This is a genomic window from Microbacterium sp. M3 (genome assembly GCF_033548675.1).
GTDB lineage: Bacteria > Actinomycetota > Actinomycetes > Actinomycetales > Microbacteriaceae > Microbacterium > Microbacterium arthrosphaerae.
The window spans coordinates 58,127-71,246 of sequence record NZ_JAWTZT010000007.1; the positions used below are offsets into that span (position 1 = coordinate 58,127).

The window sequence follows — 13,120 nt, forward strand, 5'->3', positions numbered from 1 at the left end:
CAACCCCGGCCGCGCACCGACGGCCGGGGTCAGCGCTGCGCGCGACCGGTCAGGCCGCGGAGCCGCCGGTGCGCTCGCGCGGGTGGCCGGCGCCGACGTGCGAGCCGGCGATCGGCTTGGCGGCGCCCGAGGCGAGACCCGACATGACGATCAGGCCGACGATGATCCAGAGCGTCGGCAGGATGCCGATCTCATGGCTGATCCAGCCGAGGATCGGCGGGCCGCAGAGGAACGCCAGGTAGCCGATCGTGGCTGCCGCCGAGACGGATGCCGCGGCCTTGGCCGGATCGTCGGCCGCGGCCGACATGCCCAGGGGGAAGCCGAGCGACGCCCCCGCGCCCCACAGCGCGACACCGATGAAGGCGATGGGCAGCGAGGGCGCAAGGATGAACATGACGAGGCCGACCGCTGCGGCCGCAGCGAGGATGCGGAGCGTCCAGACGCGGCCGATCCGGTCGACGAGCGGGCCGCCGAGAATGCGGAACACCGTCATCGCGACCGAGAACACGGTCAGCGCCACGGCGCCGACGGCCTCTGTCTGGGCGTGGCCGTCGACCATCGCGATCGTGAGCCAGTCATTGGCGCTGCCCTCGGCGAAGGCCATGCCGAGCATGATCGCGCCGATGGCATACGTGCGCGGGTCGCGCCACACCGCGAGGGCCTCGGTCACGCGCTCGCGCCGGCTCGTCTTCGTCGCGGGGTCGTCGTGCATGGTCTCGCGCGTCGGAACGAGGCGCAGTGACAGCAGGCCGGTGACGAGCACGAGCACCCCGATGGCGCCGAGGTGCCAGGCGACGCCGACACCCCACGCCGCCATCGCCACGCCGATACCGGCCCCGACGACCGTGCCGATGCTGAAGAAGGCGTGGAAGAGCGGCATGAGCGTGCGCTCGAACGCCTGCTCGACGGCGGCCGCCTCGACGTTCATCATGACGTCGGTGGCGGCCATACCGATGCCCATGAATCCGAGGCCGACGGCGGTCACCGCGTACGACTCCAGCACCTGGACCCCGAGGCCGACGACGAAGACACCCAGCGAGAAGGTGATGATCGTCGCGATCATTCCGCGCCGAGCCCCCCACCGCACGACGATGACGTTGGCGAGCGACAGACCGACGATCGACGCTGCTCCCGAGACGAAGAGCAGGATGCCGATCTGCAGATCGTTGATGCCGAGGTCGTTCTTGACCGCGGGCAGGCGCGAGGCCCACGACGCGAAGCCGAGGCCGGTGACGAAGAAGATCGTGAAGATCGCGGTGCGCCAGGCGACGAGCTGCCTGCGGGTGAGCGCGGTATCCATCCGGACATCGTACCGAATCGATTCGGTGTTGCTCGAATCGATTCGACCCCGCTGAGCGCAAGGGGCTACGATCGGGGACGACATGAGCCGTCAGGACTCCGGCACCCGCCGTGCCACGATCTCCGACGTCGCCCGAGAGGCCGGCGTCTCGCCCTCGACCGCCTCCGTGGTGTTCAGCGGCAAGACCCCCGTCTCCGAGGCCACGCGTCGACGCGTGCTCGACGCCGCCGCCGAGCTCGGCTACACCGGACCCGACCCCCGGGCGGCGTCGCTCCGGCGCGGACGCTCGGGCATCGTCGGCGTGGTCTTCGAGGAGCACCTCCGCACGGCGTTCCTCGACCCGGTCAAGACCCTCATGATGGACGGCCTCGCCGACGCCGTCACCCCGCTCGGCGCCGGGCTCCTGCTGCTGCGCGACCACGAGCCCACGGGCAGCGGGCCCTCGCTCACCACGGCGCCGCTCGACGCGGCCGTGCTCATCGGCTGCAGCGGGCTGCTGCGCGAGTCGCTCGCGACGGTGAAGGCACGCGGCGTGCCCGTCGTCGTGATCGAGGGCGACGCGGGCGACGACGTGCCCCGCATCGGCCTCGACAACCGCGAGGCGCAGCGTCAGGCCGCGAGCCACCTGCGTGCGCTCGGCCACCGCCGCGTCGTGGTCGTGTCGCTGCCCGCGCGCTCGGACTGGGAGCGCGGCTGGCTGCGCGACGACACCGCGGTCGCGGTCGACGTCACGCGTGACCGGCTCGCCGGGGCTTTGGACGTGTTCCCGGATGCCGCCACCTATGCCGCGGCAGGAAGCTTCATCGATGAAGGGCTCGCGGCCGGCCGCGAGATCTTCGCCGACCCGGATCGCCGGCCGACCGCCGTCATCGCGCAGAGCGACCTGCTCGCCGCCGGGGTCATCCGGGCGGCCGAGGAGGCGGGACTGCGCGTGCCGGAGGACGTGAGCGTCACCGGCTTCGACGGCATCGTCGTCGACGGGCTGGCGCCGTACGAGCTCACGACCCTGGTGCAGCCGGCGACCGACAAGGGCCGCGCGGCCGGCGCCGCGGTCGCCGCGATGCTCGAGGGCGAGCCGGCGGCCACCATTTTCTTCACCTGCACCTTCCGCGAGGGCAACACCACCGGCCCTGTCCCCGCCGCGGACTGACTCCGGGGTCCTGTGCCTCCGGTCGTTGATCGAGCGGAGCGAGTCGAAACGGGTCGGCGCTGCCGCCGGGCCGGGGTGTGCGTCGGGTTGGGGGCGTTTCGTCTCGGTCGCTGGCGCTCCCTCGCTCAACGACCGGGGGCCCGAGCTTCGTTCGTTGAGCGAGCGGAGCGAGTCGAACCGGGTCGGCGCTGCCGCCGGGCCGGGGTGTGCGTCGGGTTGGGGGCGTTTCGTCTCGGTCGCTGGCGCTCCCTCGCTCAACGACCGGTGGCCCGAGCTTCGGTCGTTGAGCGAGCGGAGCGAGTCGAAACGCAGCGGCGCGGCGCAGAACGCTCCCCGTGCCGGCGCTCCGCGCTCAGCGACCTCGCGGCGGTGGGGCGGGGCGGCGGTCGCGCACCAGCGACGGGAGGTGGTGGTCGAGCAGGGTCAGCACGATCGCGATGACCACGCCGATCGCCAGGATCACGGCCGAGTTGCGCACCGAGTCGGCGAACCCGATCGTGTCGACGTCGAGGAACGGGTACGGGTACCAGCCGGTGATCGCGCCGTGCACGAAGGTGTAGACGAGCCACAGCACGGGCCAGATGAAGGCCAGCGCGGTCGTCGCCCACGTGGCGCGCGGCCGCGGGCCGAAGAGCAGCCAGCCGATGAGCGTGGCCCACGGCGAGATGTAGTGGAAGCCGATCGTCGCGACGAGCGCCCAGCCCTCGAGGTGCACGAGAGGCGCGAGGATCGTCTCGTACACGAGGCCCGTGATGATGATGCCGAGCAGGGCATCGAAGCGCAGCACCCGCCACAGCTTGCCGTCGCGGAACAGGTTGAGGGCGAGGGCGATCGACGTGCCGAGCACGAACAGGTTGCTCTGGATCGTGAAGAAGCTGAACAGCCGCACCAGGCGGGTGCCCACGGGACCGGTCGCGTTCGTGCCCGAGTTCGCGTCCTGACCGCCGGTGAAGATGAGCACGAGCTGGATCACGAGAGCGATCGCGACGACCACCGCGATGCCTCCGTACCACCAGCGGGCGACGCGCACGCGCACGTCAGTCGCCTCGGAAATCGCTGTCGTCGCGGTCATGGCATGGCCCCCCGGTCATATGCACTCGGGCACATGCTAGCGAAGCCGCCGGGTCTTGCCCAGGATTCGGAAACAGCGATCTTCCTGGGCTTCCTTCAGCCCCGCAGCCCCACCCTCATGAGCGCTGCGGCCCGAGCGGCAGGGCCTCGTCGCCGAAGTCGGCGATCGTGTAGCGGCCGCAGGGGACGAGCGCGGCATCCGTCATCGTCCGCTCGCCGGGGAGGGCGAACGCCGGCGTCTGCGCGTCGATCACGAGGAACGACACCTCGCCGACGCCGAAGTCGTCGCGGTTCACGAGCCACGCGTAGCCGCGCAGCTCGTGATCGACCTGCACGAGCGCGCGCGGATCGGCGAGGTGGGTCTTCGGCAGGCGCACGGTCCAGAACTGGCCGGCGCCGGTGCGCCCCGACTTCCCGACCCAGTCGACCACGCACGCGAGGTCGGCGTCGGGCGCCGTCGCAGCGATCCGTGGGATGCCGAGAGCCACCGCGGCCGTCAGCGCGACCGCCGTCGCCCCGACGACGGTTCCGCGGCGGGCGGCCGGCAGTGCGCGCGGCAGCAGCTCGGGCAGCACGACGAGTCCGAGCAGGGGAGCGAACACGACCGGCTGCAGGTACCGGGCGGCGTGCGTGCCGAGGGCGATGGCCCCGACCACGACGACGAGCGGCACGACCCAGCCGCACGCCGCGACGACCGCCGCGCCCACGTCGCGACGCCGAACGAGCAGCACGCACGCGCTGACGCACCAGCCCCAGAGCAGCGCGATCACGATGACGGATGCCGCGCCCCACGGCGCGCTCCACCGCTCGGCGAGCAGCGCCCCGTAGTAGTCGAGCGACGCCGCCCACTGCGTCGGGTCGGCGTAGCCGGCGCCGGTGTTCGCGATGAGGTGGGCGAGCGGCATCCGTCCCACGAATCCCAGGATCGATCCGGCCACGAGTCCGCCGGCGAGCCACCACGCTGCGCGCTCGCTGAGCCCGACGATCGCGAGCACGAGCGCCAGCGGCACGGTCGCCCAGGCCGCGAACAGCGGATTGGAGAGGACGGATGCCGCGGCCACCGCACCGACGCCGGCCACGGCGCCCCACGGCACCGCCGACCGCGATCCCGCGTCCGAGCCGCCCGCGCGACTCCGAACGCGGTCGATCCCACGCCGCACGAGTCCGACCGCCAGCACCGCGCCGACGACCGTCGCGCTGTAGTACGTGGTGGTGGTCGTGAGCGAAGCGAGCTCGAGCGCGTCGCGCGAGGGCGACCACTCCGTCGCGGCGACCGCGCCGAACACGCCCAGGCCGACCAGCGCCCCGGCGATCGGCGCCCGCGCGATAGCCGACGCGCCGGCGGCGACGCGCAGCGCGCCGTAGAGCGCAACGAGGTTCACGACGCCGGCGAGGGTGAGGGTGCCGTCGGTGCCGAGTCCGAACAGCGACAGCGCCCAGAGCACCGCGATCTCGGGAAGGAAGAGCACCGACGACATCGCCCAGTCCTGAGGCTGCGCGACGGCGAGGGAGTGGATCACGAGCGACGTGACGAGCGAGTCGCCGTCGCGGAAGAGCAGCTCCGACCGCGGACTCGACGCGGTCGCCGCGACCACCGCGACCGAGATCGCGAGGGCCGTCGCGACGCCGAGCAGCTCACGTGCCCATCGGGGCATATGCGCTGCGCGCTTGCTCGCCCCGGCCTCGCTCACGCTTCACTCTCCCACGGGCGCGGGAACGCGGCATCCGTCTGGGGTTCCTTCCCTGCGCCTGCGCCGGAACGCCGCGTCCGTGGTGCTGTGCCGAAACGAGGGCGTGCGCCGGAACGAGGGGCCAACGAGCCGGATCGGCCCTCGTCTCGGCCCCGCCGCTCGTCTCGGCACGGCGCCCGACGCCCGGCGCGGACCGGCCCCGCCCGCGTCTCGGCACGGCACCCACCGCCGGCGCCGACCGGCCCCGCCCGCTCCTCAGCACGAGACCGCAACCGGCCCGATTCGGCATCGACTCTGGCCCCACAAGAGCCACCGCGAGCGGCATGGATCCGCTCCTTGCGCGTCCGGGCGGCGGCGCGCGCCGGTAGGATGGTCCCGACACCCCGATCGCCAGAGCCTTGCGGCCCGTCTCGACCCGCACCGGCTGACGACCCCGAGGAGGCCCGAATGCTCCTCGTGCTCGGCGCGTTCGCGGTCGTCCCGATCCTGCTCCCGTGGCTTGTGGCACGTATCGGCGCCCGGGCGTTCTACGTCGCCGCGATCCTGCCGATTGCCGGGTTCGTGCAGGCCGCCGTGCTCACCCCGGTCGTGGCCGCCGGAGACATTCCGTTCGAGTCATACGCCTGGATCCCCCCGCTCGGCATCGACCTCTCGATGCGCATGGACACACTTTCGTGGCTCATGACGCTCGTCGTCACCGGCGTCGGGGCGCTCGTGATGATCTACTGCCGCTGGTACTTCCGCGGCAAGACCGACAACCTCGGCCAGTTCGCCGCGGTGCTGCTGGCGTTCGCCGGCGCCATGTACGGGCTCGTCCTCACCGACGACCTCGTCGTGCTCGTCATGTTCTGGGAAGTCACGAGCGTGCTGTCGTACCTGCTCATCGGGTACTACAACGCCCGCGCCTCGAGCCGCCGCGCCGCGCTGCAGGCGCTGCTCGTCACCACGCTCGGCGGGCTCGTGATGCTGATCGGCGTGGTGCTCCTGGTCGTCGACGCGGGCACGTCGAGCATCTCGACGATCCTCGCCGAAGCGCCCACGGGCCCCGTCGTCGACGCCGCGCTCGTCATGATCCTCGTCGGGGCGCTCAGCAAGTCGGCGATCTTCCCGTTCCACTTCTGGCTTCCCGGTGCCATGGCCGCTCCCACCCCGGTGAGCGCGTACCTGCACGCCGCCGCCATGGTGAAGGCGGGCATCTACCTCATCGCGCGCTTCGCGCCGGTGTTCGCGATCGCGCCGCCGTGGCGCCCGATCGTGGTCGCGCTCGGCGTGTTCACGATGCTGCTCGGCGGCTTCCAGGCCCTCCGCGAGACCGACCTCAAGCGCGTGCTCGCCTTCGGCACGGTGAGCCAGCTCGGCATGCTGACCGTCGTCCTCGGGTTCGGGACGAGGGATGCCGCGTTCGCAGGCCTTGCGCTGCTGCTGAGCCATGCGCTCTTCAAGTCGGCCCTGTTCCTGGTCGTGGGTGTCATCGACCGCCAGCTCTCGACCCGAGATCTGACCGAGTTGTCGGGCGTCGGCCGGCAGGCGCCGGTCATGGCGACGTTCTCGATCATCGCCGTCGCGTCGATGGCGGGGATCATCCCGACGATCGGCTTCGTCGCCAAGGAGGGCGCACTCGCGGCGCTCCTGCACGAGGCGCTCGGCGGCTCGGTGTGGGGGATCGTCGCCCTGGTCGGGATCGCCCTGGGTTCGGTGCTGACCGCGGGCTACGGCATCCGCTTCCTCTGGGGAGCGTTCGCGACCAAGCGCGACGCGAGCGGCGACCGTCTGCCCGACACCGAGTGGCCCGACCCGCCGATCGGGTTCCTGGTGGCGCCGATCCTGCTGTCAGGCCTCACCGTGGTCGCGGGCGTCGCGGCCCCGTGGCTCGACAAGGTCTTCGCGCCGTACGCCGACCAGGCGCCGGCGGCCACGCCCGGCGTCGCAGCCCCCGAGCATCCGGCCCACCTGGCGCTGTGGCACGGGCTCGAGCCGGCGCTGTGGATCTCGCTCGCGACCATCGTGCTCGGCGTGCTCGTGTTCTGGCTGACCCGCGGCTGGCGACCGGCCAAGCGCCTGCTGCCCTTCACGGCGGCCGACGCCTACAACGGCACCCTGCGCGGCGTGGCGCGGCTCTCGGTCTTCACGACGAGCCTCACTCAGCGCGGCTCGCTGCCGGTGTACGTCGGCACGATCTTCGTGGTGTTCGTCGCCGCCGAGGCGACGGCGCTGCTCGCGAGCGCGGAGCTGCGCGCGCAGCTCGACGCGTTCCAGACGCCGATGCAGCTGTTCGTCGCGCCGCTCATGATCGCCGCCGGACTCATCGCGATCCGCGCGCGCAAGCGCTACACCGGCGTCGTGCTGGTGTCGGTGACGGGCCTCGGCATGGTGCTGCTCTTCGCGACGAGCGGCGCCCCCGACCTCGCGCTCACGCAGATCCTCGTCGAGACGGTCACCCTCGTCGCGTTCGCGCTCGTGCTGCGGCGCATCCCGTCGAGGCTCGGCGAGCACAACGCGTCGGTGTGGCCCGTCGCCCGTGCCGTCCTCGGTGCGGCGGTCGGCATCACGATGGCGCTCGTCGCGATCGTGGCGACAGGGGCCCGGGTCGAGAAGCCGATCTCCGAGCGGTTCCCCGAGCTCGCGTACGAGCTCGGCCACGGCAAGAACGTGGTCAACGTCGCGCTGGTCGACCTGCGCGGGTGGGACACCATGGGCGAGCTCTCCGTGCTGATCCTCGCGGCGACGGGTGTGGCATCCCTCGTCTTCGTCACCCACCGTGCCGACACGCTCTCGCGGTTCATCGCCCCGCTGCCGGCCGGCGCCACGCGCGCCCGCCGGCCGCTCGTCGAGACGTCGGACGGACTCAAGCAGCACGGCGACGCGCGCGGCAGCGGCCGCATGGCGTGGCTCGTCGGCGGTCAGCGCGTGCGCCCCGAGAACCGCTCGATAATGCTCGAGGTGATCGTGCGGATCCTCTTCCACACGATCATCATCGTGTCGCTCTACCTGCTCTTCGCCGGTCACAACCTGCCCGGCGGCGGGTTCGCGGGCGGCCTCGTCGCGGGCATGGCCCTCGTCATGCGGTACGTCGCGGGCGGGCGCTACGAGCTCGGCGCCGCCGCGCCCACCGACGCCGGGCGCCTGCTCGGCACGGGCATGACGATCGCCGTCGCCTGCGCCATCGTGCCGCTGTTCTTCGGGGCGGCCCCGCTCACGAGCACGTGGATCGAGTGGGACCTGCCGATCCTCGGCCACGGCGAGTTCGTGACGTCGACACTGTTCGATGTCGGGGTCTACCTCGTCGTCATCGGGCTCGTGCTCGACGTGCTGCGCAGCCTCGGCGCCGAGGTCGACCGGCAGGCGCAGGCCCAGCGCGACGAACAGCGTGCCCGTGAGGGGGTGAGCGTGCCATGAGCGTCTCGCTCGTCCTCATCATCGTCATGGCGGTGCTCTTCGCCTGCGGCGTCTACGCCATGCTCGAGCGCAGCCTCACCCGCGTGCTCATCGGCTTCCTGCTGCTCGGCAACGCCACCAACCTGCTGCTCCTCATCGTCATGGGCCAACCGGGGGTGGCGCCGTTCTTCGGCGACGCGGAGTCGTTCGAGGAGATGTCCGACCCGCTGCCGCAGGCCCTCACCCTCACCGCGATCGTCATCACGTTCGCCGTCTCTGCCTTCCTGCTCGCGCTCATCTACCGCTCGTGGCAGCTCGGCCAGGCCGACACGGTCAGCGACGACGAGGCCGATCTCGAGGTGCGCGAGCGCGGCACCGCCGACGAAGACACGATGGACGACGAGACCGAGATCGAAGACACGGACGACGACGCCACCACCGACTTCGTGGGAACCGACACCGCACCCATCACGATCCTCGGCGCGCGCGACTTCGCGGGCCTCCGCGACGACGCGCCGGTCGACCGACCGAGCCGCGACGACCGCACCGACCGCGGCGGCACCCGGGACGGGGGTGACGACGCATGATCCAGATCGCACCCGTCCTCGTCCCGCTGCTCGTGACGCTCCCGCTCCTCGGTGCGGCCATCGCGCTCATCGCGGGCCGTCACCGCAAGACCCAGGTCGCCGTGTCGGTGGTGACGCTGAGCGCTGTGACCGTGATCGCCGCGATCCTGCTCTACGTCGTCGACGTCGGCGACCAGCCCATCGCGGTGTCGGTGGGCGGCTGGCCGATCCCGTTCGGCATCGTCCTCTACGTCGACCGCCTCGCAGCTCTCCTCGTCGTCGTGTCGAGCATCGTGCTGCTCGCGGTCCTGCTCTTCTCGGTGGGTCAGGGCGCCGCCGACGGCGACGACGACACCCCGGTCTCGATCTTCCACCCGTCGTACCTGATCCTCGGCGCGGGCATCTTCAACGCGTTCATCGCCGGCGACCTCTTCAACCTCTACGTCGGCTTCGAGATCCTGCTCGTCGCCTCGTACGTGCTGATCACGCTGGGGTCGACCGAGTCGCGCATCCGCACCGGCGTCGTCTACATCGTCGTGTCGCTGGTGTCGTCGATCCTCTTCCTCGCCGCGATCGCGATGATCTACGGCGCGCTCGGCACCGTGAACATGGTGCAGATCTCGCAGCGCATGGGTGAGCTGCCGCAAGAGACGCAGACGATCCTGCACCTCATGCTGCTGCTGGCCTTCAGCATCAAGGCGGCCGTCTTCCCGCTGTCGTTCTGGCTGCCGGACTCGTACCCGACCGCCCCCGCCCCCGTCACCGCGGTGTTCGCAGGATTGCTGACGAAGGTCGGCGTCTACGCGATCATCCGCACCGAGACCGAGCTCTTCCTCGACAACAACCTCAACGACCTGCTCATGTGGGTCGCGCTCGCCACCATGATCGTCGGCGTGCTCGGTGCGGTGGCCCAGGCCGAGCTGAAACGCATCCTCTCGTTCACGCTCGTGAGCCACATCGGCTACATGATCTTCGGGCTCGCGATCGCGACGCCCGCGGCCATCGGCGCCACGATCTACTACATGGTCCATCACATCGTGGTGCAGACCACCCTCTTCCTCGCCGTCGGCCTGGTCGAGCGCCGCGCGGGCTCGACCTCGATCCTGCGGGTCAAGGGGCTCATGAAGGCCGCGCCCGTGATCGCGGTGCTCTACTTCATCCCGGCCGTGAACCTGGGTGGCCTGCCACCCTTCTCGGGCTTCATCGGCAAGTTCGCGCTGTTCGACGCGGCGGCCCAGGAGGGCACGCCGATCATGATGGTGCTCATCGTGGGCGGCATCGTCACGAGCCTGCTGACGCTCTACGCCCTGATGCGCGCGTGGAACCTGTCGTTCTGGCGGGAGGACGAGGATTCGGCCGAGACCGAGGCCCGCATCTCGTACCTCGGCTCGGCGCCTGCCGCCGGCGTCGAGACCGAGCGTCGCGTCATCCCGAAGATCATGACGGCCGCCACCACCGGCATGGTCGCGATCACGGTCGCCCTGACGGTGTTCGCGGGCCCGCTGTACGACGTATGCACGCGCATCGGCGAGGCGCTGCTGCAGCCCGTGACGCTCACCCAGCTCGAGGACGACCTGCAGGGGACGGTGAAGACGCCGTGACCCCCGACCTGCCTCAGAGCCGCGTGCGCCGCGCCGTCATCACCGTGTGGCGCCAGCTGCCGTTCTTCGTGTGGCTCATCGCCCTCTGGATGCTGCTGTGGGGCCAGTTCACCTGGCTCGCCTTCCTCACGGGCCTGATCGCCGCCATCGTCGTGACCCGCATCTTCCGCCTGCCGCCCGTCGAGCTCTCGGGGCGCGTCAACCTCTGGTGGGGCTTCGTCTTCGTCCTCGAGTTCCTCGTCGCGGTGCTCGTCGGCTCCCTCACGGTGGCGTGGCAGGTGCTGGACTTCCGCCGGCAGCCCGGTGCCGCGATCATCGCCGTGCACCTGCGCACCGACGACGACCTGATCATGACGCACACCGGGGTGACGGCATCCCTCATTCCCGGCTCGCTCATCGTCGAGACCGACCGCGACCGCCGCATCCTCTACCTGCACGTGATCGGGGTGCGCAGCGACGCCGACGTCGAGAAGCAGCGCGCGAGCGTGCTGTCGTGGGAGACCCGGATCGTCCGCGCGGTGGGCTCGCGCGCGCAGCTGCAGGCGATCCGAGCGGATGCCGCGGCCGCCCGTGCGACGACGGCCCGGCACGCGTCGGGCTCGCACCCGTCGGGGCACACGTCGGGCCAGGGAGGTGGGCGATGAACACGATGCTCGTGGTGATCTACGTGGTCTTCGCCGTCGCGGCGCTGATCACCCTGTGGCGGATCGTGATCGGGCCGTCGATCCTCGACCGGGCCGTGGCATCCGACGTCCTCCTCACCGAGGTGATGTGCGTGCTCGGCGCCGAGATGGCGATCAACCACCACACACGCACGCTGCCGGTGCTGCTGATCATCGCGGCCGTCGGCGTCTTCGGGTCGATCTCGATCGCGCGGTTCGTGGCGAGAAGGGACCAGGAGCGATGAACGAGATTCTCGACTGGGCCGCCCTCGTGCTGATCCTGATCGGGGCGCTGCTGTGCCTCACCGCCGCGATCGGCGTGCTGCGGTTCCGCGATGTGCCCAGCCGCCTGCACGCGGCGACGAAGCCGCAGGTGCTGGGGCTGATCCTCATCTGCCTCGCGGTCGCGCTCTCGCTGCGGTCGTGGCCGGTGGTCGCCTTCCTCGTGCCGATCGTGCTGATCCAGCTCGCGACCGCGCCGCTGTCGGCCCACATGGTCGGGCGACAGGCCTACCGCAACGGCACGATCGACGAGACCGGCCTGCACGTGGACGAGCTGGCCGAGTCCAAGCGCACGCCGCCCGCCGCGGGCGGCTGAGGCCGGCCCTACGGGGCGGGGGAGTCCGCCCCGACGTCTCGATGCCGGCTCGCGGCGCGTCCGGCGAGCAGACCGGCCAGCGCCATGACGCCGATCGCGATCCCGACGCCGATCAGGGTGAAGAGGATGCGGAGGCCCTCGTTGGCCAGGTTCGTGGGGTCGGAGATATCGAGCGCGATGAGGGCGGTCCCGGCGATGCCGGTGGTGTACAGCGCGTAGTTCGCTGTCCGGAAGGCCCCGCCCAGCAGGGCGAGCAGCACCATCACTCCGGCCAGCACGTACACCTGATCCACGGTCAGCAGGAGGACGATGGCGATCACGGCGCCCAGGGCCGTGCCGACCACGCGCTGCGTCGCCGCCAGTCGCGACTGCTCGGCGTTGGGCTTCATCGCGACCTGGGCGGCCAGCGGCATCCAATCGGCGTACGGCAGCTGGAAGCCGAAGGCGATCGCCACCGCTCCCGATACCGCGAGGGTGCGCAGCACCGCGTAGACGACGACCGGTTTGGTGAGGGCGCCGCCCTTCGTGTCGGTCGGGAGCTCCGCCACGAGCGGGGCGCGATCCGGAGCGCGCCGCAGGGCCGTCACGAGGGAGCTGAGCACGAACCAGGTGGCGGCACCGGCGAGCCAGGCGAGTGCCTGCAGCCAGGGGTTGAGCGTGATCCCGGCCGCCCCGAACCCCGGAGCGAGCGAAACGGCGATCAGGAACCACGCCGTCAGCAGCGACCCGGTGACGAATCGGCGGACTCCGAAGCGGATCACCAAACCGGTCGCAAGGGTGATCACGACGGTCGAAAGGGTCACCACGATCCACCCGGCGCTGCCGACCGCGATGCCCCACGCGGTCACCACTGCGCCGATCAGGCCGAAGACAGCGGTGTAGGCGGCACGCGTCGCGAACCGGCCGCCGGGATCGCCGAGCCCGACGAAGAGCACGCCGAACGACACGCTCAGCCAGTAGACGTCCTGGCCGATGAGCGCGAGCAGGACGAGCGGAGCGAAGATCGCCACCGCGACCGTGAACCCGAGGGGCCAGTTGAGCTTGGATCTGTCGAAGCCGAAGATCGCGGCGAGCTTCATGATGACTCCGTTCAGCCTGGGTGCCCA

Annotated in this window: 11 protein-coding genes; 7 read left to right on the forward strand and 4 right to left on the reverse strand. The window is 71.2% G+C overall.

Features of this window, described 5'->3' with window-relative positions; translation table 11 throughout:
* Positions 1-49: 49 nt before the first annotated feature.
* Entirely contained in the window at positions 50-1,300 is a 1,251-nt protein-coding gene (locus R8Z57_RS16680; protein ID WP_318354907.1) for an MFS transporter, read from the reverse strand.
* An 82-nt stretch (positions 1,301-1,382) separates the two neighbouring features.
* Here R8Z57_RS16680 and R8Z57_RS16685 point away from each other — a divergent pair, with 82 nt between their 5' ends.
* On the forward strand, positions 1,383-2,450 hold the full coding sequence (locus tag R8Z57_RS16685) for a LacI family DNA-binding transcriptional regulator (RefSeq protein ID WP_318354908.1): 1,068 nt from the start codon (positions 1,383-1,385) through the stop codon (positions 2,448-2,450).
* A 352-nt stretch (positions 2,451-2,802) separates the two neighbouring features.
* Here the strand turns inward: R8Z57_RS16685 and R8Z57_RS16690 are convergent, their stop codons facing one another.
* Positions 2,803-3,522, reverse strand: coding sequence for a Pr6Pr family membrane protein (locus R8Z57_RS16690; protein ID WP_318354909.1), 720 nt, complete (start codon positions 3,520-3,522; stop codon positions 2,803-2,805).
* Positions 3,523-3,637: 115 nt separating this feature from the next.
* Complete coding sequence (locus R8Z57_RS16695) at positions 3,638-5,176, reverse strand: hypothetical protein (protein ID WP_318354910.1); 1,539 nt, start codon at positions 5,174-5,176, stop codon at positions 3,638-3,640.
* Positions 5,177-5,659: 483 nt separating this feature from the next.
* Here R8Z57_RS16695 and R8Z57_RS16700 point away from each other — a divergent pair, with 483 nt between their 5' ends.
* Genes R8Z57_RS16700 through mnhG form a run of 6 tightly spaced genes read left to right on the forward strand, consistent with a single transcriptional unit; the run spans position 5,660 to position 12,014 of the window.
* Positions 5,660-8,608 (forward strand): Na+/H+ antiporter subunit A, encoded by a 2,949-nt coding sequence (locus R8Z57_RS16700; protein ID WP_318354911.1) that lies wholly within the window; start codon positions 5,660-5,662, stop codon positions 8,606-8,608.
* Positions 8,605-9,174, forward strand: coding sequence for a Na(+)/H(+) antiporter subunit C (locus R8Z57_RS16705; RefSeq protein ID WP_318354912.1), 570 nt, complete (start codon positions 8,605-8,607; stop codon positions 9,172-9,174). The genes R8Z57_RS16700 and R8Z57_RS16705 overlap by 4 nt, the downstream gene beginning before the upstream one ends.
* Positions 9,171-10,754, forward strand: coding sequence for a Na+/H+ antiporter subunit D (locus tag R8Z57_RS16710; protein ID WP_318354913.1), 1,584 nt, complete (start codon positions 9,171-9,173; stop codon positions 10,752-10,754). Before R8Z57_RS16705 ends, R8Z57_RS16710 begins: the two co-directional genes overlap by 4 nt.
* A complete protein-coding gene (locus R8Z57_RS16715) occupies positions 10,751-11,398 on the forward strand; it encodes a Na+/H+ antiporter subunit E (RefSeq protein WP_318354914.1) in 648 nt (215 codons plus the stop codon). The genes R8Z57_RS16710 and R8Z57_RS16715 overlap by 4 nt, the downstream gene beginning before the upstream one ends.
* A complete protein-coding gene (locus R8Z57_RS16720) occupies positions 11,395-11,661 on the forward strand; it encodes a monovalent cation/H+ antiporter complex subunit F (RefSeq protein ID WP_318354915.1) in 267 nt (88 codons plus the stop codon). Before R8Z57_RS16715 ends, R8Z57_RS16720 begins: the two co-directional genes overlap by 4 nt.
* On the forward strand, positions 11,658-12,014 hold the full coding sequence (gene mnhG, locus R8Z57_RS16725) for a monovalent cation/H(+) antiporter subunit G (protein ID WP_318354916.1): 357 nt from the start codon (positions 11,658-11,660) through the stop codon (positions 12,012-12,014). The genes R8Z57_RS16720 and mnhG overlap by 4 nt, the downstream gene beginning before the upstream one ends.
* A gap of 8 nt (positions 12,015-12,022) precedes the next feature.
* Here mnhG and R8Z57_RS16730 read toward each other — a convergent pair whose 3' ends face one another.
* Positions 12,023-13,093, reverse strand: coding sequence for an FUSC family protein (locus R8Z57_RS16730; protein ID WP_318354917.1), 1,071 nt, complete (start codon positions 13,091-13,093; stop codon positions 12,023-12,025).
* Between the last annotated feature and the right edge of the window lie 27 nt (positions 13,094-13,120).